A 22,702-nucleotide genomic window follows, 5' to 3' on the forward strand; every position below is an offset into this window, starting at 1 on the left:
GCACGAAGCGCGCCACGGCGACATGTGTCTCGCGCACGAGAATAAAAAAACGGCAGCCCTATGCAAGCGTGGTCAGCCGGTTGACTTCGCAATCCTTACAATGCCTGTTGTAATAGCTGCAATCCGAAGATCGATGTTGCGACCCGTTCCGGCCTTAGGTCGCCTTCATCGTCGCACGACGCCGAGCAGCAACGTGACCAGAAAAATCACGAGAAAGATGTAGAACAGGATCTTCGCGATGGCCGCCGCGCCGGCGGCGATGCCGCCGAAACCGAAGACCGCCGCGATGATCGCGATGATGAAGAAAACGAGCGCATATTGAAGCATGGCGCATCCCTCCTTATGGGCCGCCCGATGGGCGGTTGACATTGTTGTCGCAAGCCGGTTTTGACTCGCCGTTTTTCGCTTTTGAATTTCTCTCCGCTTTGTTCAATGCCTGTTCCTTCGTACACGCAAGCATGGTGCCCGCGCCGGTTACTTCCGGACCTTTTCCGGCAAGCCTTCGAGCAAATCCGCCATCTCGTCCGCGTGTTCCTCTTCGACAGCAAGAATGGTCTCCATCACCCGGCGTGACGTCGGATCCTTGTCGGAGAGGTACTGCACAATCTCGCGATAGCTGTCGATCGCCACACGCTCGGCGACCAGGTCCTCGTGAATCATGTCGACCAGTGTCTGGCCTTCGACGTATTCCGAGTGGCTGCGCGAGAGCAGTCCATCAGGCGAGAAATTCGGCTCGCCGCCGAGCTGCACGATGCGCTCGGCGATCTGGTCGGCATGCTGCTGCTCCTCGTTCGAGTGCTGCAGGAACTCGTCGGCAATACTCTTCGACTGAATGCCCTTCGCCATGAAATGGTGGCGACGATAGCGCAGCGTGCAAACGAGTTCAGTAGCAAGCGCATCGTTGAGCAGCTTCAGGACAGTCTCGCGGTCGGCACGATAGCCCGCGGTCACGGCCCCCTCCGCAATACGGTCGCGCGCGTGCTTGCGGATGGTTTCGACGTCGCTCAGGAACGGCTTCTGTGACATGAGGTTCTCCATGGGTTCGAATACGCTGGAAAGGCGACTTGATTCATCAGCTATTCAGCAGTCTTCGTGCCCGTCTCCGAAAGTACTGGCATAGGGATTGCACGCTTCCTGGCCAGGACCGTCCCTGTTCAGACGAGGCCCGCATGCCACCTGTGAAATCCCCTCACCCCTCGACGCGGCGCCGTACCGGCCGGCCGCCCCGCCAGCGCCATGCGCAGGCGGGCGCCGCATATCGAAACCAGCAGAGCGTGAGCAAGTCGCCCAACCGCTGGTCGCATCACGTGATGGAAACCAGCGACGCGCTGGATCTCGACGCCGGCATCTTCAGAACCGGCAGCGCGCAGGAGATCGCGCAATCGCTGAAACGTTCGTCCACGCGGAGCCGCCGTCGCAAAGGCACGCCGTTTCAATCGGCCATGTCGATGCTGAACTTCTATATCAACCGGGCCGGCAGAAACCTTCCCAGGTCGCGCCGCGACGAGCTCGAAAAAGCCAAACGCAAGTTGCGCGAAGCATTCGGCCGCGAGCCCTGAGGGCAAGCGCACGCAGCATGCACGAGACAGAATGGTTCCTCATCGTCGGCGGCATCTTCGTGGCAATGGGTATTGCGAGTTCGATGGTCGAGCGCCTGCCTTGCAGCACCGCGATGTTCTATCTGGCTGCCGGCTTCGCGCTCGGCCCCACGGGAATCGGATTGCTTGCACTCGCCCTCCCGCACGATGCCGGCATGTTGCGCATCCTCACCCAGGTCGCGCTGCTCGTGTCGCTGTTCGCGATCGGCCTGAGGCTGAGGGTGCCGGTATTCGACTCGTTGTGGGGCTTGCCGCTGCGGCTCGGATTCCTCGCGATGATCGTCACGGTGCCGCTCCTGACCCTGGCTGGCGTCGGCATCTTGCATCTTGGCTGGGGACCGTCGCTGCTGCTTGCCGCCATTCTCGCGCCGACCGACCCGGTGCTCGCGCACGACGTGCAGGTGCGCCACTCCAGCGATCTGGACCGCGTGCGCTTCGCGCTCTCCGGCGAAGGCGGCTTGAACGATGGCGTCGCGCTGCCGTTCGTGCTTGCCGGGCTCGCGCTGTGTCCAAACGCACGAGCGGACGCACAGCACGTGTTCTCCGCCGGTTTTCTGGGCATGACGGCATGGGGCATCGCCGGCGCAATCGCCGTGGGCGCGCTGATGAGCTGGACGACTATGCATGCGGTGGCCTGGCTGCGTACCCGTCATGCGCAGGCCCTCGGCCTCGAAGGTTTCTTCGCGCTTGGGTTGATCGAACTCTCGTACGGCGCCGCGCAACTGCTCCACACGTTCGGGTTCCTCGCCGTGTTCGCGGCAGGTGTCGCGATGCGCCGGGCCGAACACCGGGCGAGCGGCGAGCGTTCGCCGCCCGCCGCGATCGGCGCCGTCGATCCCGGAGATATCGAAGCGACCGCCGCCCATCCGGAGAAAGCGCACGCGTATATGGCCGAATCGGTGTTGGGCTTCACGATCGAACTCGAACGGATCGCCGAGATGGCCACCATGATGATCATCGGCAACGTCCTTTCGACGCTACCCGTACCGCTGTTCACCTGGTCGAGCGCCGCCCTCATCGTCGCATTGTTTGTGCTTGTGCGACCGCTCGCGGTCGAAGCGTCGCTCGTCGGATCGCAGGCCTCGCATGCGCAACGGCGCTTGATGAGCTGGTTCGGCATCCGCGGGATCGGCTCGTTTTACTACCTCGCGTACGCGCTCGAATACGGCCCGCGCGCCGACGTGCTGCCCCTCGTGCCGATCGCGCTGGCGGTGGTGACCGCTTCAGTGGTCGTGCACGGCATCTCGGCAACGCCGCTGATGAATTGGTATCAGCGTCTGCGCGGCGCGGCGCGTTGAGCCGGCGGCGCGCCGCGCAACGGATAGCGCCGCCGGTGGCGCCGTCGGCATGCTGGCGACAGGCATGGGCGCTCTCAGGATGAGCCGTCCTGCCCTTCAAAAAGCGCGTCATCGACATCGAGTTCGACCGAGCAGTCGCCTTGCCGCGGTGGTAAGTTGTACTGCTCGTCAAAGCGTCGCCGGACGAAAGACCCGAGTCGTTCCCGAAACGCGTTGCGTTTTGCCGTTTCCATTGCGCCGTAGCGATCGATCTGCTGCGCGGAGAACCTGAGCGCGACGACGCAACGCGAATCTAGCGACGTGTCGCCGGTCGACGCGACAATCCACGACAGATGAAGATAAAGACTCGAGCCTTCCGCGTAACTTCGTACGGCGGGCGGCTTGGGCGATGCGAACAATTTCGCCAACCCCAATTCGATCTCTTCGATCCGTTGCTCCCTGTCAACCGGACTCATGGCCGTTCCTCCTGTAGCTTCGCGGTTGCGCGCGTATTGACATCTGCGCCGGATCGCCGGGCCAGAACCCATTGCCGCGCACCCGTCGTCGGCGATGAAGCACCGCTGCCGTTGCCGCCATGCCGACCGGGAACAGCGATGCCGCTATCGTCCTTGCGCGAGCACGCATCACACGAAATGACAATCGCAGCGAGGAGAAGAATTTTCGCCCATCGGCCTCGCATCGCGCTCTCCACACGCTTCACCCGTTTTGCGATGCGCGCCCGGCGGGGTCGTGCTTGCCACGGGAATATTCAGGAGCGCCCTTTTATACGGACGCGGATATCACAATCGACACCGCTCACGCGCCTCGATAGTGTGCGTCGCATCGCTCGTGCCTGCAGTGCACGCTGACTGCAGGCGCGTCTGCAAGCGCCGTCCCGCTTATGTTCCCGAGGTCATGCGTCGTCTTCCCAGTCGTGCCATTCGACGGGATGCGCTTCGAGGTACTCGCCGACCGCGCGGCCCACTGTCGGCATGAAATAGTGGCCGCCGATCCGCTCGAAGATTCCGTAGCGTTTCAGACTGTCCTTGACTGGGCCCTTCAGCTCCGCGAAACATAACTGCACTTGCAGCGCGTCGAGTTCTTCGTCGAGCTGCATGAGCATGTCGGCCGCGGTGATGTCGATATCGGTGACCGGCTCGGCGGCAATCACGATCCAGCGCGTCGCCGTGGGCGCGTCGCGCAGCGCGCGCAACACGCGCTCACGAAAGATCTGCGCATTCGCGAAGAACAGCGGCGCGTCCCAGCGCAGCAGCACGAGGCCCGGGATGCGGCGCGCGTCAGGGTGCCGCGAGATATCGTGGTAGCCCTTCACGCCGTCGACCCGGCCCAGCACCGCTGAATAGGGTCGCCAGGCACGCCACAGGAACATCAGCACAGCAAGCCCCAGCGCGATGCCGACGCCTGTCACCACGCCGGATAGCACAACCCCGAAGAAGCATACAAGCGCTTGCGCCAGCTCGCCTCGCCGTAGCCGGTAAAGCCGCAGCATCCCGCGGGTTTCGAGCAGCGCCAGCGACGCCGCCACCACGACCGCCGCAAGCGCCGCTTGCGGCGTATCGTGCAGCGCCTGCGGCAGGAACAGCAGCAAGATCGCCACCATCAGCGCGGCGACGAGACCGGTGCCCTGGGTCTTCGCCCCGGCGGCTTCGGCGACCGGCGTGCGCGAGCCGCTGGCGCTGACCGGAAACCCCTGAAACAGCGCGGCAGCGATATTCGCGATGCCGAGCGCGACGCATTCCTGGTTACGGTCAGCGGGCACACCGCCGCGTAATCCGTAGGTCTGCGACAGCATGCTGACGTCGGTGAACGAGACGAGCGCGATGGCGGCGGCCGTCGCTGTCAGCGCCAGCCACTCGTGCAGCACAGGCAGCGCAATGTGCGGTGCCGGCAGGCCGCGCGGCAACGTGCCGACCACGGCCACGCCCGCGCTCGAGGCGAGATTGAGGAGCGCGGTGGCGATGGTCGCCGCGGCAACCGCAATCAGGACACCCGGCGCTTTCGGCGCCCAGCGCCGGCATCCGAGGATCGCGGCGAGAGATAGCGCGCCGATCGTCATCGCGGCAAGGTTGGTCCGGCCCGCGAGTACACCGTCCGCCAGTTCGCGCACCTGCAGCACGAACGTTTCGCCGTGTACGGAAAAACCAAGCAGCTTCGGCAGCTGGCTGAGCACGATCGTCAGCATGATGCCGTTCAGATAGCCATGACGGATCGGCGTCGAGAGCAGATCCGCGACGAAGCCGAGCTTCAGCAGACCGACCGCAGCGCAGATCGCCCCCGACAGCTGCGCGAGCGCCCCGGCGAGGATGACGGCGTGCGCCCCGCCGTCGCGTGCGAGCGGCATGACGGTCGCCGCAATCAGCGCGACCAGGGCTGAATCCGGTCCCAACACGAGGATGCGGCTCGGACCGAACAGCGCATACGTGACCAGCGCCGCGAGCGACGCGTACAAGCCGGATGCGGCCGGCAGGCCCGCAGCTTCCGCATACGCCATCCCCGCTGGCACGAGGACCGCACTGAGCGTCACGCCGGCGGCTACGTCGTGCGGCAGCCAGGCAAGCCGGTACGCCTTCACCCAGCTCAGGGCCGGGACCCAACGGGCCAGTCCGCGGGGGACGGCGTCCGGTCTCGCGGACGGCGGCGTTCGGCAGGCCACGGATTTTTCGTCAGCCGCCATACTCAATCAGCCATTGGCGAGCAAATCTCCACCAGGAACCCGTTGTTGTCGCGGACATAGCTAACTACCTGGCCCCAGGGCTTCTTCTCGGGCCGTTTGACCAGAACCGCACCGGCGGTGACAGCGCGGTTAAACATCGACGCCACATCATCGGTCACCAGTCCGAGCTCCAGCGGTGGTGCGGCCTTTGTAGGAGCCGCCGCTTCGAAGGGAACGCCGGTCAACCCTTCGACAATGCCATTGGCGGCGAAGGCCAGTTTCGTCTCGCCCGTTCTGAGTTCGCCGTACTCGCCGGTGTCGGCCACCATCCCGCGCTCAAGGCCAAATGCTTTTTCATAGAAGGCGATGGTGTCGGTGACGGATTCGACATACAGGATCGTGTATCCAAGCTTCACGGGGCATCTCCAATCAACGGTCGTGTAATACCGCTCAGACATGCGATCAGGCGGATGAAATGTCTACCGACCTGCCGGCAAGCTTTGCAACGACGGCCGCGGCGAACTCGCGCGAATTCAATCGCGGCATGCCGCGGCCATCCAAAGAGACCGGCGCGCGACGATGCGGCGCGCCGACGGTCGGCTACTGACTGGCGCCCGATGCCGGATGCCCCATCGCCGGCGCTGCGCTGCTGCTGGTCGCGCCGCCGCTCATGCCGGCACTGCTTTCGCTGCTATTGTCAGCACGCTTGCACGCCGTCGTTCCTGCCGCGAGCAGTATGGCCGCCACGACGACGAACACATATTTCAAGATCGATTCCATGACGTTTCCCCCTGAAGATCACCGCCTTGCCATGCCGTGAAACGGCAATGTCGCGCGAATTGCTCTCCCTCGCCGGGTTTACGCACGGACCGTGCCTGCTGGATCAGTCAGGGGCGTCACACGCAATCGTGGCGCCAATCGGGGCCAGGCAGGGCCAATCGTGCGACAGTTCGTCGAACCGCGCGCTTCTTACGGTCCGATTCTGCCGTGAGTTCAATGTGCGAGCGGCAGAGCAGCCTCCTTGCTGGCGACGCTATTGTCGCGTTCGTCGATCCATGCAATGGCCGATTGGCCCGCGAACTCGATGGCCCGCCCGAAAGCCGTACAGCCTCGTCTATTCGAGCAGTCTGATCCTTTCCTTCCGATGAGTCCCGGCGTACGCTATCGGTCTGAGCGCCGCCACCCTGATCACTCACTGCCAACGCGGCGCGACCCGCGTCGATGCCACCCCTAGCCAGCAATCGTTTAATGAACACCGACGCACCACCCTCCGCCCCTGGGCGCCCCGACGCCGCCCAGACTGTGCCCGCCCCGCTGGACTTTCCGGTGGTGGGCATGGGGGCATCGGCCGGCGGTATCCAGGCGCTCCTGCGCTTCTTCGAACAGATGCCCCAGGACGCCGGCATGGCGTTTGTGGTCGTGCTTCACCTGTCGCCCCGGCACGAGAGCCGCGCCGACGACGTGATCCAGCGGGTGACCGCGATGCCGGTCTCGGAGGTGCGCGAGCCGACGCGCATCGAGAAGAATCATATCTACCTGATCTCGCCGTCAAACGATCTGTCGATGAGCGACGGTTATCTGCGGGTGACGCACGCTGAACGCGATGCTGGACGTCCGGTCGCCATCGACAGGTTTTTCCGCAGTCTCGCGGAGGTCCACGGTTCCCGCGCCATCAGCATCATCCTGTCGGGAACCGGCAGCGACGGAACCGTCGGCATCGGTCGCATCAAGGAGTGCGGTGGTATCACCCTGGCGCAAAGTCCCGAGGACGCGGAATATCCCGAGATGCCGCAAAGCGCGCTCGCGAGCGGCCTCGTGGATATCACGCTGCCGGTCCTCGAGCTGCCGCAAAAACTGATCGAACTGTGGGCGAATGCCCGGACCATCCAGTTGCCGGCCGCCGACACGGATTCAGCTGTCGTGGCGCCGTCTGCCGATGCAAACGAAACCGCTGAACACGCCTTGCAGGAAATCCTGACGACACTGCGCTTGCGGACCGGTCATGACTTCCGGCATTACAAGCGCGCGACCGTGCTGCGACGCATCGAGCGGCGCCTGCAGGTCAATGCCCTGCCCGATCTGCCAGCCTACGAACGGTTCCTCGGCAGGCATACCGACGAAACGCCGCCCCTGCTCAGGGACATGCTGATTGGCGTGACGAATTTCTTTCGCGACCACGAGGCGTTCGAGGCGCTCGAGCGGGAGGTCATCCCCCGCATCTGCGACGGATCGCGTGAGAAGCAGGTTCGCGCGTGGGTAGCCGGCTGCTCCACAGGTGAAGAAGCCTATTCCGTCGCGATCCTGCTCTGCCAGGAACTCGCCGACGGTACGAAAGCGGGTGGCGTCCAGGTGTTCGCCACCGACATTGACGAGCGGGCGATCGAAGTGGCCCGGGCCGGCCACTATCCGGAATCGATCCTGACCGATGTCCCGCGCGCGCGGCTGCAGCAGTTTTTTACGCACTCCCGCAGCGGCTATGCCGTCAACAAGCCGTTGCGTGAAAAGGTGCTGTTCGCCGCGCACAATATCCTGCGCGATCCACCGTTCTCCCAGCTCGACCTGGTGTCGTGCCGCAATCTGCTCATCTATCTCGATCGCACCGTCCAGCGCCAGGTGCTGCAGACGTTTCACTTCGCGCTACAGCCTGGCGGGTATCTGTTTCTGGGCAGTTCCGAATCTGCGGAAATTGCGGAAGACCTGTTTTCCGCAGTCGACAAAAAAAACCGGATCTATCGCGCACTGCCTGTCACGAGCGGCACCCGGGTCGCGCCGTCGCTGCTGGTCGCCGGCCGGGCGGCGCAACTCTCGACGGTCCACGTTGCGAAACCGCTGCGGCGGGCCGCCAGTGTTTCATTTGCCCCTCTGCATCAGCGGGTGATCGAGCACTATGCCGCGCCCAGCATTCTGGTCGATCGCGAGGCGGAAATCCTGCACATGTCCGAACAGGCCGGCCGCTTCCTGCGGTACGTGGGCGGAGAGCCGTCGCACAACCTGCTCCGGGTGATCAATCCGGACCTGCGCCTCGAGTTGAGAACCGCGCTGTTCCAGGTGCTGCAGCACGGCGGCAGTGTCAAGGTGGAGCACGTGCGGCTTTCGCACGGCGATGCCTGCTCGTACGTCAACATGACGGTGCACCCGTTCCACGACGACGCAGCCGGGAGCGACGTGATCGCGGTATTTTTTGACGAGTTTTACGATACCGGCAACCAGGAAAGCCCGGAGGCCGGCCGCCTCGCCGACCACAATCCCGTCATCACGCACCTCGAGAACGAGTTACACCGCACAAAGGAATTGCTGCAGTCCACTATCGAGCAGTCGAACGTATCGAACGAGGAGCTGAAGGCATCAAACGAGGAGTTGCAGGCGATCAACGAGGAGTTGCGCTCGGCGACGGAGGAACTCGAAACCAGCAAGGAAGAACTGCAGTCCGTCAACGAGGAACTGGTCACGGTCAACGCCGAGCTGCAGACGAAGGTCGAGGATGAGGCCAAGGCGAACGACGACCTGCAGAATCTGATCGCGTCGACCGGCATTGCAACCATCTTTGTGGACCGGGCCATGCGCATCAAGCGCTTTACGGCACCCGCGGTCGCCATCTTCAACATTATCCCGACGGACGTCGGCCGGCCGTTACTGGATTTGACGCACCGCCTGAACTATCCCCAACTGGCGCAGGACGCCGCGGCAGCATTCGAAACGCTGAAGTTGACCGAACGGGAAGTCAGCACGCGTGACGGCCAGTGGTTCATCGCGCGGCTCACGCCTTACCGGACGCTCGATGACCGCATCGACGGCGCGGTGCTCACGCTCATCGACATCACGGCGCGTCGACGGGCGGAAGCGTCGGCACAGGCAAGCGAAGAGCGGCTGAAGTTCGCGGCGCTCACCACCAACGACTACGCGATCATCGTGCAGGACCTGAACGGCACGATCGTGAGCTGGAACAAGGGTGCGCAGAACGTGTTCGGCTATGAGGAACAAGAAGTGCTCGGCCAGCCGCTCGATCTGATCTTCTCGGCCGAAGACCGGGCACAGGGGGCGCCGCTCGCCGAGCGCACCGAGGCCGCAAAATCAGGGCGGGCGGACGATGAGCGGTGGCATGTGCGCAAGGACGGCAGGCGAATCTATTGCAGCGGCGTGATGACGCCGATCGAGACGCCGAACTTCAAGGGGTTCGCCAAGATCGCACGCGATCTCACCGACCGTAAAAGCGTTGAAAGCAGGCAGATGGTTCAGCTTGAACTCGAACGGCGGGTGCGCGAGCGGGCGGAGCTGGCCAACCGGCAGAAGGATGAATTTTTTGCGGTGCTCTCGCACGAGCTCAAGAATCCGCTGAACCTGATTCACGTCAAGGCCGAGATGTTGGCCCGCGCGGCGGAGTTCCGGGAAGTGCCGCTCGTCCAGGATGCGGCCGATGTCATTCTGCGCACGGTCGTGGGGCAGGCGAAGATCATCGACGACCTGCTCGACCTGTCGCGGGCGCGCACGGGAAAACTTGCGCTTCACCTGGCGCCGGTCGATATCGCGGCCACCGTGCGCGCCGTGATCGATGCAAGCACGGTCGATGCTGCCGCCAGTGGGATTACGTTGTCCGTTTCAGGCGTCGACACGTCCATCCCGATCCAGGCGGATGCCGTGCGCCTCGAACAGATACTCTGGAATGTGATCCGCAACGCGTTGAAATTCACCCCGTCGGGAGGAAAGGTCGATGTGACCGTCGCCCATGGCAACGGGTACGTGAGCGTCGATGTGACCGACACGGGACAGGGCATTGCTCCGGACTTTCTGCCTCGCGTGTTTGACATGTTCAGCCAGGCCCATACCGGCCCGAGCCGCGAGCGCGGCGGACTGGGTATTGGCCTGTCGCTGGTCAGGCAACTGGTGGAGATGCACGGCGGCCGGATCGACGCCTTTTCCGAAGGAATTGGACGAGGCGCGCGTTTCTGCCTTAAGTTGCCCGACGTCGCGCCCGCGTCACCCTCGCCGTCCCCGCGCACTGCCGTCGATGCGAGCAGCCTGCGGGGATTGCGGGTCCTGCTCGTCGACGATTCTGCAGAAGGGCTCGAGGGTTTCCGGGCACTGCTGGAAATGGAAGGTGCACAGGTCCGGGCCGAACTGAGCGGCAAAGCCGCGCTCGACGCCGCGAAGGGGACGGAATTCGACCTGATCCTGTCGGACATCGGCATGCCCGGCATGAGCGGTTATGAACTCATCGCCGAATTGCGAAAACTTCCCCAGACGGCAACCGTCCCGGCCATCGCGCTGACTGGATTCGGGCGGCAGAAGGATGCGACCGATGCGCTGCAGGCGGGTTTCGACGCGCATCTGGGGAAACCGGTGTCGCTGCACGCGCTGCTTGCCGCGATCGCCCAAATCCGGTCGGCGCGATAAAGGGGCTCGACTGCCTCGCGCGGTACGCGCCGCATCGCGCCGAGAATGCGCGTATTTCCGAGTAGGTCCGGCAATTCGCCGCGTGTCAGCGAGCCCGCCCGGAGGCCGCCGACATCTGTCCAGGCGCCTCACCTGCATCGTTGTCTGCCTGCGTGACGAGGTCGCCGAGCGAGACGATACCCACCAATTCCTGGTCGCCGTTCACGACCGGCACGCGACTGATCTGCTCCGCTTGCATCGTCTCGCGAACGGCCTCCACGTCGTCGTACTCGTAGCAGCGCTTGACGTTGCGCGTGTACACTTCGCTCACGACGGTATGCGCGCTCTTTCCCTGCGAAACGCCACGAAACAGGACATCCCGGTCGGTCACCATGCCGATCAGCACATTCGAATCACACACGGGGATCGCGCCGACATCAAAGGCGTGCATCAATTCCGCCGCACGCTGCATGCTGTCGGCAGGCGCCAGCTTGACGGGATCTCTTGTCATGACTTCAGATACGGCAACCATCACACTCTCCCAGACAGATTTGCGCGGCACATCCCGGACGAGCCTTCACGGTTGCCCCTGGATCGGCGCAGCTATTTGAAAACAGAATTGCCTGCCGCTACCGGATTACGGGCCGCACGCGTGGCAGACTCTTTTATTCCGATTTTGACTTATGGACTGGCTTGCCGCTCCGGCTAGTCGTTGCGAACTCTTCAAGCTGTTCTTTGCTCATCGACTCATACATCGATTTCGCAGCGCCCTTAAGTTCTGCTTCCGGCTTCTCCCCTTTCTTCACGGCCAGCGCCATGCCGGCAGCCATCTGTTGTGCTTTCGATTTCGCAGGCATTTGACCCTCCACTGCGAGCTAAAAAGACTAGCCATCGATCCGCTGGCAGTCTGCCGCGGACAAACCTCCTTCCAGCAACTGTCGTGCCCCGGCGGTCTCGTGCGCGTACAGGTCGTACAGGTCATTGCGTCACGTCGTCGCCGCAGCGACGACCGACAGCCGGGTTGCTGGAATGGTTGATGCTAGCATTTTGAAGCGACAAGTCGGCGCTGTACGTGCCGCACTCACGACCGATCGCGCCCGTGTATAACTTGCATTGACGCGTAAAAATTGATTGCGAAACCGGCCGCTTCTACCGTGTTGTGCGGAGGACTGGTGAACTGGATGAAAGGGCGACTCGCCCGCTCCGCCGGGTCTCAGCATCCATGACTGCCACGCTCACTTCGGAGTTCACCATGGGTGCGGAACCGACCGACGCGCAAATCAGGATGTCACCGGACGATCCTGTCATACAGGTGATGTCTGCACGGCACGGCGCCCGTGAGACGGCACCTTACCGCCTCACGGTGCGAGCAGCCTCGCACGGCCTGAGAATCGTCGCCGTCTGGCAGGCGCTTGGCCGTGAGACGCGACATGCCGACCATGTTCGGGTCCGTATCGATCGCCGTCACGGCTTCGAGGAGGTGACCCTTACGTACGTAGCTGTATCTGCCGACGTACTCGCTGAAACAGTGAATCGGCTGATCGCGCTGCCATGGGTTCTGGATGCATGCTTTTATCCGTGACGAAAAAGGAGCCTCCCATGCGAACCTATCGTCGTCGTTTCATGATATTCGCCGCTTCGCTCGCTTCGAGCGCCCTGTTTAACCAGGAATCACGCGCGGACGCCCCCGTGCTCTCCGAAAGCGATCCCACCGCACAGGGGCTCGGTTACAAAACGGACGCCGCTCGTGTAGACAAGGCAAAATTTCCGAAATACCAGGCCGGTCAGACATGCGCCAACTGTCAGTTCTTCCAGGGCAAGTCAGGCGATATGACGGGTCCCTGCACGACCTTTGGCGGCAAGCTGGTCAATGCAAAGGGATGGTGTAGCGCATACGTGAAAAAAGCCTGAGTCGGTATTGTCCGCGCCGCAACGCTGCCCGGATAACGGTCAATCATCGCGACGAAAAACAGCAGCGGCGCGATCAGTTAGAACAGCATCCCGGCACCGGTCAGAACAGCATCCCCGGCACCGGTCGAGCACCCTCGCGGCGCGACGTATCTCCACGGGAAACGCGATGAAGCGCCGTCATTTTCTGGAGTCGACGGCTTTCTTCACGGTCGCCGCCGCAACCGGCACGCTCATGCCGTGCCGATCCGCGCTGCCTGTGAACGCGTCCTCGCCCAAGCGCCGGTATCTGTTCCCGCAGGGCGTCGCGAGCGGCGACCCTCGGGATACGTCGGTCGTCTTCTGGACGCGCTGCATCGCCGCGAGGGGCAGCGCTAACAGAGTTTCGGTGCGGCTCGAGGTGGCCGCGCAGCCGGATTTCGCAACCACCGTCGCAAGCGTCCCGCTGCGCGCGTCGGACAGTTTCGACTTCACCGTCCGGGCAAAAGTCACGGGTTTGCTGCCAAAGACCCGGTATTACTATCGATTCGTCGCCGGCCGGGACGTCAGCGTCACCGGTGCGACCCGCACTGCGCCCAGCCCGACCGATGCGAATACCCGGGTACGGTTCGCATGGTTCACCTGCCAGGACTGGAGCGTCAATCACTGGCAGGCCATGGTCCTGATGGCCGCCGAAACCGATCTCGATTTCGTCGTGCACGTCGGCGACTATATCTATGAGACCGTCGGCGCCCCGACCCACGACGCGGCAGAAGCGTCGCATCCACCGCTGAAATTACCCGACGGCCAACCGCTGCCGGGCGGAGGTTTTTACGCGGATACGCTCAACGACTATCGCACGCTCTATCGAACCTACCATACCGACCCGCGGCTGCAGGCCGTGCATCGCCAGTTCCCGATGATCGCGATCTGGGACGATCACGAATTCTCGGACGATTGCTGGCAGGATCATCAGGCGTACACGAACGAAGCAAAACAGGAAACGCAACGTCGGCGCCACGCCAACCAGGCCTGGGCCGAATACATGCCGGTCGACTGGAGCGATGTCGCGTTCACGCCCGGAAATGAATCGTACGAAAACATCCGTATCTATCGCACGTTCAGGTTCGGCTCGCTCATGGAGCTGGTGATGACCGACGAAAGGCTCCATCGCGACGGGCCCGTCGTCAGCGCGCGGGCGATCGCCGAAGCGCGCGGACACGACCCGGTGCAGGGCGACGACGCGGTCGGTTCGCGGTACTTCGTCAGACAGGACATGCTGGCGCGCTCCGAAGCGCTCGATGCTGGCCAACTCGGCCGGATGCCATCGATGCTCGGCACGACGCAAACGCAGTGGTGGAAAGACACACTGAAGGCGTCGCGTGCGACGTGGAAGGTGTGGGGCAACGAGGTCATGCTGAATCGTCTGTGGGCGACCTTTCCGAAACCGGATGCGAAGCAGAAGGAGCGGTTCGTCATCAACTGCGATTCGTGGGACGGCTATCCCGCCCACAAACTAGACCTGCTCACGTGGCTGCGGCAGGAGTCGATCCACAACGTCGTCGCGATCACCGGCGATCTGCATGCGTTTCAGTGCGGCGTGGTGCGCGATGTGCCGGACCCCGCAACCGGTACGCCGGTGATCGTCGATTTCGTGTGCGCTGGGATCAGCAGCACGTCTTTCTATACCTACGTGAAGGCCGCGTGGAGCGGGACGCCGTTTGCGCCGCTCGTCGCCACGCCTGCCGCCTTTGACGCTTTCCTGAAGACGAACAATCCGGATCTTCGCTATGTCGATCACGACGCACAAGGCTACGCGTCGGCCACGGTCACGCCCGAGGGCTTCTCGGTGGTATTCAGCAAGGTCAAGCGTGCGAACGGCGACGGGACGGCGCCGGCCGATCCGCTCGCCGGCCGCATTCTGCTTACCGTGCCGCGTGATTCGACCGACGTGCGGATCGGATAGCCGTTGCCGTGACAGGCACGGGAACCCATCCGCGATGCCGACGAGTACGTGTCAATCTCGTCCACGGCGCGCCGCTTTGCGATGAAACGCGCAACCGCTACCGTCACCGCATGCACAGGACGGCCGCGCCCGTGACTCTGCCGTCACGCAGGTCGCTCAGCGCGCGGTTCGCATCGGCGAGCGCATAGCGGCTCGTTTCGATCTCGAGCGGAATCTCGCCGGCGAGTTGCATGAAAGCGTGCCCGTCGGCGCGCGTGAGATTGGCCACCGAGCAGATGCGTCGTTCACCCCACAAAAAATCATACGGAAACGACGGGATATCGCTCATGTGAATCCCCCCGCATACGACGGTGCCGCCCTTGGCCACCGCCTTCAGCGCTGCCGGCACGAGCGCGCCGGCGGATGCGAAGATCAGCGCGGCATCGAGTTCGTCAGGAGCAGTCTCGTCGCTGCCGCCGGCCCAGCGGGCACCGAGGCGCAGCGCAAGCTGCTGGGCGCTCGCATCGCCGTGGCGCGTGAATGCATAGACCGAGCGCCGCTGGTGGCGCGCCACTTGCGCCACGATATGCGCGGCCGCGCCGAATCCATAAATGCCGATCCGCTGCGCGTCGCCCGCCATGCTTAGCGTGCGATAGCCGATGAGCCCGGCGCACAGCAGCGGCGCCGCCTCGACGTCGGAATAGCGCTCGGGTAAGTGAAAGCAGTAGCGGCTGTCGGCGACAGTACGCTGCGCGTAGCCGCCGTCGATGGTGTAGCCCGTGAAGCCCGGTTCGTCGCACAGGTTCTCGCGGCCGCCGAGGCAATAGCGGCAGTGGCCGCAGGTGCGGCCTGTCCACGGTACGCCGACGCGATCGCCGAGCCGGAATCCGGACACGCCCTCGCCCAGCGCGGCAACGGTTCCCACGATTTCGTGCCCCGGAATGAGCGGCTGTTTCGGATGCGCCAGCTCGCGGTCGACCACATGCAGGTCCGTGCGGCACACCCCGCATGCATGGATGTCGATCAGCAGTTGACCGGCCGACGGTTGCGGATCGGCCACCTGCATGTCATGCAGTACTGGAGCAGTCCCGTCGAACACCATTGCGCGCATGTCGCCCTCCTTGGCGTGGTGGTTGCATGACGGCCGTGAATGCGGCCGTGCGCGATACATCGCCGTGGGGATCAAGCATACCCGTCGTCGATCATCAATCCCACCGTGCGTCGCGCACCTGAATGAGCCCGTCCTCGACGCGAACCGGAAACGTCGCGACGTCCTCGTAGGCCGGCGGCCCCAGGACCTTCCCCGTCCTGATGCAAAAGCTGGCCCCGTGACGCGGACAGACGACCACGTCGCCGTTCACCTCGCCGCCCGTGAGGATGCCGCCGTCGTGCGTGCAAACGTCTTCAATCGCATAGCAGACGCCGTCGAGATTGAACACGGCAACCTGCGCGCCGTCCACGTCGACCGTGCGGTGCGTACCGGGCGGCAGATCTTCGATGGCGGCGACTTCGACCCAGTCCGACATGTCAGAGCATCCCGAGTTGCAGGCGCGCGGCATCGGACATCCGCTCGCGCGACCATGGCGGATCCCACACCAGTTCGACGTGCGCCTCGTTCACACCGCTCACGTCGAGCACCGCCTCCTCCACCGTCGCCGGGAAAGTCTGCGCGACCGGGCAGCCGGGCGCGGTGAGTGTCATGCGGATATCGACGCGCCCCGCGTGCGCGTCGATATCGAGCCCATAGACCAGGCCCAGGTCGAAGATGTTGACCGGGATCTCCGGGTCATACACCGTGCGCAACGCGTCGATCACGCGTTCTTCCAGCCGTTCTGTCGTGGCGGCACTGCCAGATTGTGCGCCCTCGGCGCGCTTGAACCAGTCGAATGTGCTCATCGTCTGCCTCACTCTGTCGACACGGGGCGATCCTCGCCTTGCAGCGCGGCATGCAGCGTATGCCACGCCAGCGTCGCGCATTTCACCCGCGCGGGAAATTCACGCACGCCCGACAGCGCCGCGAGCTTGCCCAGATCCGGCGCTCCCACCGGTACCAGACCGGATGCCGTCACCATCTCGCGAAAGCGCCCGAACAGCGCTTGCGCCTCGGCTTCCGTTTTGCCTTTCAGCGCTTCGGTCATCAACGATGCCGACGCGGTGGCAATCGCACATCCCGAGCCCTCGAAGCTCACGTCCTTGACGATACCGTCCTCGATCCTCAGATACAGCGTCACCTTGTCGCCGCACAACGGGTTGTAGCCCTCCGCCTTGCGGTTCGCGCCGGCCAGCACGCCGTGATTGCGCGGCCGCCGGTAGTGATCGAAGATGACCTCCTGGTAGAGTTCGCCCAGATCGCTCATCGTCCGAATACCTCCCCGACGTGGCCGAGTCCCTCGATCAGCGCATCGATATCGTCGCGCGTGTTGTAAAGGCCTAACGACGCGCGCACGGTCGCCGGCACGCCGAAGCGCTGCATCACCGGCATCGCGCAGTGGTGGCCCGCACGCACGGCGACGCCGTGACGATCGAGAATCGTGCCGACATCGTGCGCATGCACGCCGTCGAGCACGAACGACACGATGCTCGCTTTATCGCGCGCGGTGCCGATGAGGCGCAAACCCGGTATGGCCTGCAGTGCGTGCGTCGCATAAGCGAGCACGCTGGCCTCGTGCGCAGCGATCACTTCCATGCCGATCCCGTCGACATAATCGAGCGCCGCGCCGAGCGCGATCGCGCCGGCAATGTTCGGGGTGCCCGCCTCGAATTTCCACGGAATCTCGTTGTATTCCGTTTTCTCGAACGTTACCGAGCGGATCATGTCGCCGCCGCCCTGCCATGGCGGCATCGCCTCGAGCAGCGCGGCCCTGGCGTACAGCACGCCGATTCCCGTCGGCCCGTACACCTTGTGCCCGGAAAACGCGTAGAAATCGCAGTCGAGCGCGCGCACGTCGACGGGCAGATGCGAAATCGCCTGGGCGCCGTCCAGCAGCACCGGCACGCCCTTCGCGTGCGCCGCGGCAACGATGTGCTCGACCGGATTGATGCTGCCGAGCGCATTGGCCAGATGCGTAATCGCGACCAGCCGCGTACGCTCGCTCAGCAAGCTTTCATACGCGTCGACAACGAGCGCGCCCGTATCGTCGATCGGCACGACTTTCAGCACCGCGCCGGTCTGCTCGCAGACGATCTGCCACGGCACGATGTTCGAATGGTGCTCCATCGCGCTGATCAGGATTTCGTCGCCGGACCCGAGCCGCGGCCGCGCGTAGCTCTGCGCGACCAGATTGATCGCCTCGGTCGCGCCGCGCACGAACACGATCTCCTCCGCGCGCTCCGCATGGATAAAGCGTGCAATTTTCGCGCGTGCCGCCTCGAATGCATCGGTCGCGCGCAGCGACAGCAGATGCACGCCGCGGTGCACATTGGCGTTGCTATGACGGTAAAAGGCGTTTTCCGCATAGATAACTTCCGCGGGCTTTTGCGTCGTGGCGCCGTTGTCGAGATAGACCAGCGGCCGGCCATGCGCGCGCTCGCCCAAAATCGGAAAATCAGCGCGCCAGTGCGCGACGTTGCGCGGATCCGGCACCGGCATGGATTCAATCGGCTTCATAGCAACTCCCTGATGCGCGCGCCTTCCGGGGTGCGCGCGAGCAGCACGTTTTCGAGCCGGTCGCGCAGCGAATCGATGCGCACACGTTCGACAACATCACGCGCGAATGCATAGGTCAGCAGCGCCCGCGCCATGCGCTCGTCGAGGCCGCGCGCGCACAGATAGAACAACTGACCTTCGTCCAGCTGACCGACGGTCGCGCCGTGCGTGCATTTCACGTCGTCGGCATAGATCTCGAGCTGTGGCTTCGTGTCGATTTCAGCGTCGCGCGACAGCAGCAGGTTGTGATTCGACTGATGGGCGTCGGTTTGCTGCGCATCGGGATGCACGATGACGCGCCCGTTGAACACGCCGTGCGCGGCGCCGTCGAGCACGCCGCGGTAGTACTCGCGGCTTGTACCGTGCACGTCGGCGTGGTCGATGCGCGTGTGGTGATCGACGTGCTGCCGGCCGCCGACAAAATAGAGACCGTTCAGCGTGGCTTGTGCGTTGGCGGCGTTCAGACTGGTGCCGATGCCCGTGCGCGACAGCGCGCCGCCGAACGCGAACGCATGCGATGCAAAACAGCTGGCGCGTTGCTGGTCGACGACGACCGACGCGATATGAAAAGCCTTCGGCCCTTCCTGCTGCAACCGGTAGTGCTGCACATCCGCCTGTTCGTCGGCGACGATACGGGTGACCGCATTGGTCCAATACGCGTCGCCGTCTGATCCGACGAAGTGCTCGACGATCGTGCAGCCCGAGCGCGCGCCCGCCAGCACGACGCTGAAAGGCTGCACAGCCAGACCGGGCTCGTCGCTCAGGAACAGCATGTGCAACGGCTGATCGAGGACTTCGCCAGGCGGCAGCACGACGGCAAAGCCATCCGCCAGAAACGCGGTGTTCAACGCCGCGAAGCCGTCGGTATAGGTCTTAGACACGATTGCCGCTTCAAGCCGTTGCGGCATTTCTCGCAACGCCCGCGCGAGCGAGCCCACGAACACGCCATGCGCCAGGCCATTCAGTTTCGAGCGCCGCGGCACGTAGTGACCATTCACGAATACCAGCCGATGACCCGCCGGGTCCAGCGCGAGTTCATCGACGATACGGCGCATCTCGCTGTCGTCGAGATGACCGGCGCGGCCGGTACGCTGTGGCGCGAAATGCCAGTCATGCCGGCCGATCGCCGACACGTCCGTGTATTTCCAGTCCTCCTGACGGGTGGTCGGCAGGCCGAGCACGTCGTCGAACTGCTCGAAGGCGTTGCGGCGCGCGGCGCGCAGCCACGGTAACTCAGCGCCGGGCAAGGTTCTGGCGACGTGTCTGAAAGCCTGGTGGAAAGGGTCGGTCGATTTGTCTTTCATCAAAGCCCCGCACTTGCTCCAGCGGCTGGATGCATCGTTTCATTCTCGATCCAGCCATAGCCCTTGCGCTCCAACTCGACGGCCAGTTCACGCGATCCCGACTTCACGATGCGGCCGTTCGCCAGCACGTGCACGCGGTCCGGCACGACGTAATCCAGCAGCCGTTGATAGTGCGTGACCAGTACGATCGCCCGTTCGGCAGCGCGCATGCTGTTGACGCCGCGCGCGACGATCTGCAACGCGTCGATATCGAGTCCGGAATCCGTTTCGTCGAGAATCGCGAGCCGGGGTTCCAGCACCGCCATCTGCAATATCTCGTTGCGCTTCTTTTCTCCGCCGGAGAATCCTTCGTTGACCGCACGATACAACAGCGTCTCGTCCATCTGCATCAGCGTCATTCTGGCCTTGACCAGTTGCAGAAACTCCATCGCGTCGAGTTCGGGCTCGCCACGATGCCGGCGCTGCGCGTTCAACGCGGCCTTCAGCAGATAAATGTTGCTCACACCAGGAATCTCGACGGGATACTGGAACGCGAGAAAGAGTCCCTCGTGCGCGCGTTCTTCGGGCGCGAGCGCCAGCAGATCGTGCCCAAGGTACGAGACCGTGCCGCCCGTGACGACAAAGTCCTCGCGCCCCGCCAGCACTTGAGCGAGCGTGCTCTTGCCGGAGCCGTTCGGCCCCATGATCGCGTGCACCTCGCCGGCCTTCACGCTCAGATCGATGCCGCGCAGAATATGCTTGCCGTCGACTTCGACCTGCAGGTTGCTGATTTCAAGCATGGTTCGTGTACCTCACGAATCGCCGTGGATAAATGGGTAAAAATTAGCCCACACTGCCTTCCAGACTGACGCCGAGCAGCTTCTGCGCCTCGACTGCGAATTCCATCGGCAGCTCCTTGAAAACGTCCTTGCAGAAGCCGTTGACGATCAACGACACCGCGTCTTCAGGAGACAAGCCCCGCTGCCGGCAATAGAACATCTGGTCTTCGCCGATCCGCGATGTCGATGCTTCATGCTCGACCTTCGCCGTCGGGTTTCTGACTTCGATATACGGAAACGTATGGGCGCTGCACCGCGCGCCGAGCAACAGCGAATCGCACTGCGTGTAATTGCGTGCGCCCTGCGCCGCGCGGCTGATCTTCACGAGCCCGCGATAGGCGTTCTTGCCGCGGCCCGCCGAAATGCCCTTCGACAGGATCGTGCTGCGCGTATTGCGGCCGAGATGAATCATCTTCGTGCCGGTGTCGGCCTGTTGATAGTGACTGGTCAGCGCGACCGAGTGGAATTCGCCGATCGAGTTATCGCCTCGCAAAATCACGCTCGGGTATTTCCAGGTGATCGCCGAGCCGGTTTCCACCTGGGTCCAGGAAATCTTCGAATTCGCCTCGCGGCAGTCGCCGCGCTTGGTCACGAAGTTGTAGACGCCGCCCTTGCCCGACGCATCGCCCGGATACCAGTTCTGCACGGTCGAATAGCGGATCTGCGCGCCTTCCAGCGCGATCAGCTCGACCACCGCGGCATGCAGCTGATTTTCGTCGCGCATCGGCGCGGTACAGCCTTCCAGATAGCTCACGTACGCGCCCCGGTCCGCGATGATCAGCGTGCGCTCGAACTGGCCGGTGTTTTGCGCGTTGATGCGAAAGTAGGTCGACAGTTCCATCGGGCAGCGCACGCCCGGCGGGATGTAGCAGAACGAACCGTCGCTGAACACGGCGGAATTCAGCGTGGCGAAGAAATTGTCGGTGTACGGCACGACCGAGCCGAGATACTTCCGCACCAGCTCGGGGTGATGCTGCACGGCATCCGAGAACGAACAGAACACGATGCCGAGTTCCGCGAGCTTTTCGTGGAACGTGGTGGCCACCGAGACGCTGTCGAATACGGCATCCACCGCCACGCCTGCCAGTAGTTCGCGCTCGGCCAGCGGCACGCCCAGTTTCTCGTAAGTACGCAGCAGCGCCGGATCGACCTCATCGAGGCTTTTCGGACCGTTCTTCTGCGCCATCGGCGCCGAATAATAGACGATGCCCTGATAGTCGATCGGCGGATGCTGGATCGTCGCCCAACGCGGCTCGGTCATCGTGAGCCAGTGCCGATAGGCTGTCAGCCGCCATTCGAGCATGAACGCCGGCTCGTTTTTCTTCGCGGAGATGAGCCGGATCACGTCCTCGCTCAGTCCGCACGGCAACGCGTCGGCCATCAGTTCGGTGACGAAACCATGCTGGTATTCGCGACCGATCAGTTCGTCGAAACTACTTGTGGATGGGCTCATGCGTGGCCTCCGTCAATCGTCCCATTAGTCGCTCCATCAATCGTCCTGCGCGCCGCCGGTGCCGCACCCGCACGTTGGCCCGGGATGCTGCGCGCGCGAATCGCGCTGATATCCACTGCGCGCAAGGTCGGCCCCGCCATGTCTGCCATCGTGACCTGCTGCAACGCCTCGTAGATCAGGCGGTTGACTTTCAGCCAGTTGGCGCGCGCCGCACACGCCGCCTCCTGCATACAGAGGCCGGGCAGCGTGCTGCATTCGGTCATGCCGAAGGGCCCGTCGACAGCGGCGATCACCTGGGCCAGCGTGATCCGCTGCGGCGGCCGCGGCAGCAGGTAGCCGCCGTTCGCACCGCGCAGCGACACCACCACGCCGCCCCGCGTCAACACCTTCAGCACCTTCGACACGGTGGGCATCGCGATGCCCGTCGCGGCCGCGATACTGCTCGCGCTATGGACGGCATCGGGATCCCGCGCCATTGCGGTCATGATCACCGTGCCGTAGTCCGCCAGTTTGGTCACGCGCAGCATCCGGATTCCCTCCTTCACAATCAGGACCCGATCAGTACGGATTACGCCCGTCCATATTGCGGATGGCGAACTGGCCGGCTGACGCCGGTTTCGCCTCTCGTCCGCACGGGAAGTGCCGCCGTCGACTCCGCAGGTTCTTATCGTTTTTAGCTGGCCGCTTTTAGCCGGCGGGTCGTGCCGCGAATCAGCGGCGACGTGCATTC

Annotated in this window: 24 protein-coding genes; 7 read left to right on the plus strand and 17 right to left on the minus strand. The window is 63.7% G+C overall.

The window, feature by feature from the left end:
* Positions 1 to 165: 165 nt before the first annotated feature.
* Positions 166 to 327: a DUF1328 domain-containing protein gene (locus tag SB772_RS20285; protein WP_410834997.1), complete on the minus strand. Its 162-nt coding sequence runs from the start codon at positions 325 to 327 to the stop codon at positions 166 to 168.
* A 147-nt stretch (positions 328 to 474) separates the two neighbouring features.
* Positions 475 to 1,026 (minus strand): bacterioferritin, encoded by a 552-nt coding sequence (locus SB772_RS20290; RefSeq protein WP_410834998.1) that lies wholly within the window; start codon positions 1,024 to 1,026, stop codon positions 475 to 477.
* A gap of 143 nt (positions 1,027 to 1,169) precedes the next feature.
* Here SB772_RS20290 and SB772_RS20295 point away from each other — a divergent pair, with 143 nt between their 5' ends.
* Both SB772_RS20295 and SB772_RS20300 read left to right on the plus strand, forming a co-directional pair.
* Positions 1,170 to 1,559, plus strand: coding sequence for a DUF3175 domain-containing protein (locus SB772_RS20295; RefSeq protein ID WP_410834999.1), 390 nt, complete (start codon positions 1,170 to 1,172; stop codon positions 1,557 to 1,559).
* Between the two features lie 17 nt (positions 1,560 to 1,576).
* Positions 1,577 to 2,896: a cation:proton antiporter gene (locus SB772_RS20300; protein WP_410835000.1), complete on the plus strand. Its 1,320-nt coding sequence runs from the start codon at positions 1,577 to 1,579 to the stop codon at positions 2,894 to 2,896.
* A gap of 74 nt (positions 2,897 to 2,970) precedes the next feature.
* On the opposite strand, the gene SB772_RS20305 is transcribed toward SB772_RS20300, so the two are convergent.
* From SB772_RS20305 to SB772_RS20315, 3 genes are all read right to left on the minus strand, one after another.
* On the minus strand, positions 2,971 to 3,351 hold the full coding sequence (locus SB772_RS20305) for a DUF3022 domain-containing protein (protein ID WP_410835001.1): 381 nt from the start codon (positions 3,349 to 3,351) through the stop codon (positions 2,971 to 2,973).
* 437 nt (positions 3,352 to 3,788) lie between these two features.
* The gene (locus tag SB772_RS20310; protein WP_410835002.1) at positions 3,789 to 5,570 is read right to left on the minus strand and encodes a SulP family inorganic anion transporter; all 1,782 of its coding nucleotides are present in this window, start codon (positions 5,568 to 5,570) and stop codon (positions 3,789 to 3,791) included.
* Positions 5,571 to 5,572: 2 nt separating this feature from the next.
* Complete coding sequence (locus SB772_RS20315) at positions 5,573 to 5,965, minus strand: VOC family protein (RefSeq protein WP_410835003.1); 393 nt, start codon at positions 5,963 to 5,965, stop codon at positions 5,573 to 5,575.
* A 59-nt stretch (positions 5,966 to 6,024) separates the two neighbouring features.
* On the opposite strand from SB772_RS20315, the gene SB772_RS20320 reads away from it, so the two are divergent.
* Positions 6,025 to 6,156, plus strand: coding sequence for a hypothetical protein (locus SB772_RS20320; protein WP_410835004.1), 132 nt, complete (start codon positions 6,025 to 6,027; stop codon positions 6,154 to 6,156).
* On the opposite strand, the gene SB772_RS20325 is transcribed toward SB772_RS20320, so the two are convergent.
* Positions 6,150 to 6,329, minus strand: a complete 180-nt coding sequence (locus SB772_RS20325; RefSeq protein WP_410835005.1) for a hypothetical protein — start codon at positions 6,327 to 6,329, stop codon at positions 6,150 to 6,152. The two genes, SB772_RS20320 and SB772_RS20325, sit on opposite strands and share 7 nt — an antisense overlap.
* 468 nt (positions 6,330 to 6,797) lie before the next feature.
* Between SB772_RS20325 and SB772_RS20330 the strand changes: the two genes are divergently transcribed.
* Positions 6,798 to 10,940 carry a CheR family methyltransferase gene (locus tag SB772_RS20330; protein WP_410835006.1) on the plus strand — a complete coding sequence of 1,381 codons (4,143 nt, stop codon included), beginning with the start codon at positions 6,798 to 6,800 and terminating at the stop codon, positions 10,938 to 10,940.
* Between the two features lie 85 nt (positions 10,941 to 11,025).
* Here SB772_RS20330 and SB772_RS20335 read toward each other — a convergent pair whose 3' ends face one another.
* Both SB772_RS20335 and SB772_RS20340 read right to left on the minus strand, forming a co-directional pair.
* Positions 11,026 to 11,451 carry a CBS domain-containing protein gene (locus tag SB772_RS20335; protein ID WP_410835007.1) on the minus strand — a complete coding sequence of 142 codons (426 nt, stop codon included), beginning with the start codon at positions 11,449 to 11,451 and terminating at the stop codon, positions 11,026 to 11,028.
* 133 nt (positions 11,452 to 11,584) lie between these two features.
* A complete protein-coding gene (locus SB772_RS20340; RefSeq protein WP_410835008.1) occupies positions 11,585 to 11,776 on the minus strand; it encodes a DUF3008 family protein in 192 nt (63 codons plus the stop codon).
* A gap of 395 nt (positions 11,777 to 12,171) precedes the next feature.
* Between SB772_RS20340 and SB772_RS20345 the strand changes: the two genes are divergently transcribed.
* The 3 genes from SB772_RS20345 (at position 12,172) to SB772_RS20355 (ending at position 14,772) form a co-directional block, all read left to right on the plus strand.
* The gene (locus SB772_RS20345) at positions 12,172 to 12,501 is read left to right on the plus strand and encodes a hypothetical protein (RefSeq protein ID WP_410835009.1); all 330 of its coding nucleotides are present in this window, start codon (positions 12,172 to 12,174) and stop codon (positions 12,499 to 12,501) included.
* A 17-nt stretch (positions 12,502 to 12,518) separates the two neighbouring features.
* Positions 12,519 to 12,830 (plus strand): high-potential iron-sulfur protein, encoded by a 312-nt coding sequence (locus tag SB772_RS20350; protein WP_410835010.1) that lies wholly within the window; start codon positions 12,519 to 12,521, stop codon positions 12,828 to 12,830.
* A 166-nt stretch (positions 12,831 to 12,996) separates the two neighbouring features.
* Positions 12,997 to 14,772 carry an alkaline phosphatase D family protein gene (locus SB772_RS20355; protein WP_410835011.1) on the plus strand — a complete coding sequence of 592 codons (1,776 nt, stop codon included), beginning with the start codon at positions 12,997 to 12,999 and terminating at the stop codon, positions 14,770 to 14,772.
* 103 nt (positions 14,773 to 14,875) lie between these two features.
* On the opposite strand, the gene SB772_RS20360 is transcribed toward SB772_RS20355, so the two are convergent.
* The 9 genes from SB772_RS20360 to SB772_RS20400 form a co-directional block, all read right to left on the minus strand.
* Positions 14,876 to 15,862 (minus strand): zinc-dependent alcohol dehydrogenase family protein, encoded by a 987-nt coding sequence (locus SB772_RS20360; RefSeq protein WP_410835012.1) that lies wholly within the window; start codon positions 15,860 to 15,862, stop codon positions 14,876 to 14,878.
* Positions 15,863 to 15,956: 94 nt separating this feature from the next.
* Complete coding sequence (locus tag SB772_RS20365; RefSeq protein ID WP_410835013.1) at positions 15,957 to 16,277, minus strand: Rieske (2Fe-2S) protein; 321 nt, start codon at positions 16,275 to 16,277, stop codon at positions 15,957 to 15,959.
* 1 nt (position 16,278) lies between these two features.
* Positions 16,279 to 16,647, minus strand: coding sequence for an SUF system Fe-S cluster assembly protein (locus SB772_RS20370; protein ID WP_410835014.1), 369 nt, complete (start codon positions 16,645 to 16,647; stop codon positions 16,279 to 16,281).
* A gap of 8 nt (positions 16,648 to 16,655) precedes the next feature.
* The gene (gene sufU / locus SB772_RS20375; RefSeq protein ID WP_410835015.1) at positions 16,656 to 17,108 is read right to left on the minus strand and encodes a Fe-S cluster assembly sulfur transfer protein SufU; all 453 of its coding nucleotides are present in this window, start codon (positions 17,106 to 17,108) and stop codon (positions 16,656 to 16,658) included.
* Positions 17,105 to 18,358, minus strand: coding sequence for a SufS family cysteine desulfurase (locus tag SB772_RS20380; protein ID WP_410835016.1), 1,254 nt, complete (start codon positions 18,356 to 18,358; stop codon positions 17,105 to 17,107). The genes sufU and SB772_RS20380 overlap by 4 nt, the downstream gene beginning before the upstream one ends.
* Entirely contained in the window at positions 18,355 to 19,701 is a 1,347-nt protein-coding gene (sufD, locus tag SB772_RS20385) for a Fe-S cluster assembly protein SufD (protein WP_410835017.1), read from the minus strand. The genes SB772_RS20380 and sufD overlap by 4 nt, the downstream gene beginning before the upstream one ends.
* Positions 19,701 to 20,480 (minus strand): Fe-S cluster assembly ATPase SufC, encoded by a 780-nt coding sequence (sufC, locus tag SB772_RS20390; protein WP_410835018.1) that lies wholly within the window; start codon positions 20,478 to 20,480, stop codon positions 19,701 to 19,703. Before sufC ends, sufD begins: the two co-directional genes overlap by 1 nt.
* A 43-nt stretch (positions 20,481 to 20,523) precedes the next feature.
* Positions 20,524 to 21,972, minus strand: coding sequence for a Fe-S cluster assembly protein SufB (sufB, locus tag SB772_RS20395; RefSeq protein WP_410835019.1), 1,449 nt, complete (start codon positions 21,970 to 21,972; stop codon positions 20,524 to 20,526).
* Complete coding sequence (locus SB772_RS20400; RefSeq protein ID WP_410835020.1) at positions 21,969 to 22,499, minus strand: SUF system Fe-S cluster assembly regulator; 531 nt, start codon at positions 22,497 to 22,499, stop codon at positions 21,969 to 21,971. The genes sufB and SB772_RS20400 overlap by 4 nt, the downstream gene beginning before the upstream one ends.
* Positions 22,500 to 22,702: the final 203 nt, after the last annotated feature.

The organism is Paraburkholderia sp. SIMBA_030, from assembly GCF_046535245.1.
Taxonomy (GTDB): Bacteria; Pseudomonadota; Gammaproteobacteria; order Burkholderiales; family Burkholderiaceae; genus Paraburkholderia.

What these genes read in the sequence shown, in the direction of transcription:
- SB772_RS20345 (WP_410835009.1), top strand. Translation starts at nt 12,172, where the DNA reads ATGGGTGCGGAACCGACCGACGCGCAAATCAGGATGTCACCGGACGAT.
- SB772_RS20320 (WP_410835004.1), top strand. Translation starts at nt 6,025, where the DNA reads ATGTCTACCGACCTGCCGGCAAGCTTTGCAACGACGGCCGCGGCGAAC.
- SB772_RS20355 (WP_410835011.1), top strand. Translation starts at nt 12,997, where the DNA reads ATGAAGCGCCGTCATTTTCTGGAGTCGACGGCTTTCTTCACGGTCGCC.
- sufU (WP_410835015.1), bottom strand. Translation starts at nt 17,108, where the DNA reads ATGAGCGATCTGGGCGAACTCTACCAGGAGGTCATCTTCGATCACTAC.
- SB772_RS20325 (WP_410835005.1), bottom strand. Translation starts at nt 6,329, where the DNA reads ATGGAATCGATCTTGAAATATGTGTTCGTCGTCGTGGCGGCCATACTG.
- SB772_RS20380 (WP_410835016.1), bottom strand. Translation starts at nt 18,358, where the DNA reads ATGAAGCCGATTGAATCCATGCCGGTGCCGGATCCGCGCAACGTCGCG.
- SB772_RS20365 (WP_410835013.1), bottom strand. Translation starts at nt 16,277, where the DNA reads ATGTCGGACTGGGTCGAAGTCGCCGCCATCGAAGATCTGCCGCCCGGT.
- sufB (WP_410835019.1), bottom strand. Translation starts at nt 21,972, where the DNA reads ATGAGCCCATCCACAAGTAGTTTCGACGAACTGATCGGTCGCGAATAC.
- SB772_RS20335 (WP_410835007.1), bottom strand. Translation starts at nt 11,451, where the DNA reads ATGGTTGCCGTATCTGAAGTCATGACAAGAGATCCCGTCAAGCTGGCG.
- SB772_RS20400 (WP_410835020.1), bottom strand. Translation starts at nt 22,499, where the DNA reads ATGCTGCGCGTGACCAAACTGGCGGACTACGGCACGGTGATCATGACC.
- SB772_RS20300 (WP_410835000.1), top strand. Translation starts at nt 1,577, where the DNA reads ATGCACGAGACAGAATGGTTCCTCATCGTCGGCGGCATCTTCGTGGCA.
- SB772_RS20295 (WP_410834999.1), top strand. Translation starts at nt 1,170, where the DNA reads ATGCCACCTGTGAAATCCCCTCACCCCTCGACGCGGCGCCGTACCGGC.
- SB772_RS20290 (WP_410834998.1), bottom strand. Translation starts at nt 1,026, where the DNA reads ATGTCACAGAAGCCGTTCCTGAGCGACGTCGAAACCATCCGCAAGCAC.
- SB772_RS20340 (WP_410835008.1), bottom strand. Translation starts at nt 11,776, where the DNA reads ATGCCTGCGAAATCGAAAGCACAACAGATGGCTGCCGGCATGGCGCTG.
- SB772_RS20305 (WP_410835001.1), bottom strand. Translation starts at nt 3,351, where the DNA reads ATGAGTCCGGTTGACAGGGAGCAACGGATCGAAGAGATCGAATTGGGG.
- sufD (WP_410835017.1), bottom strand. Translation starts at nt 19,701, where the DNA reads ATGAAAGACAAATCGACCGACCCTTTCCACCAGGCTTTCAGACACGTC.
- sufC (WP_410835018.1), bottom strand. Translation starts at nt 20,480, where the DNA reads ATGCTTGAAATCAGCAACCTGCAGGTCGAAGTCGACGGCAAGCATATT.
- SB772_RS20350 (WP_410835010.1), top strand. Translation starts at nt 12,519, where the DNA reads ATGCGAACCTATCGTCGTCGTTTCATGATATTCGCCGCTTCGCTCGCT.
- SB772_RS20370 (WP_410835014.1), bottom strand. Translation starts at nt 16,647, where the DNA reads ATGAGCACATTCGACTGGTTCAAGCGCGCCGAGGGCGCACAATCTGGC.
- SB772_RS20360 (WP_410835012.1), bottom strand. Translation starts at nt 15,862, where the DNA reads ATGCGCGCAATGGTGTTCGACGGGACTGCTCCAGTACTGCATGACATG.
- SB772_RS20330 (WP_410835006.1), top strand. Translation starts at nt 6,798, where the DNA reads ATGAACACCGACGCACCACCCTCCGCCCCTGGGCGCCCCGACGCCGCC.
- SB772_RS20285 (WP_410834997.1), bottom strand. Translation starts at nt 327, where the DNA reads ATGCTTCAATATGCGCTCGTTTTCTTCATCATCGCGATCATCGCGGCG.
- SB772_RS20310 (WP_410835002.1), bottom strand. Translation starts at nt 5,570, where the DNA reads ATGGCGGCTGACGAAAAATCCGTGGCCTGCCGAACGCCGCCGTCCGCG.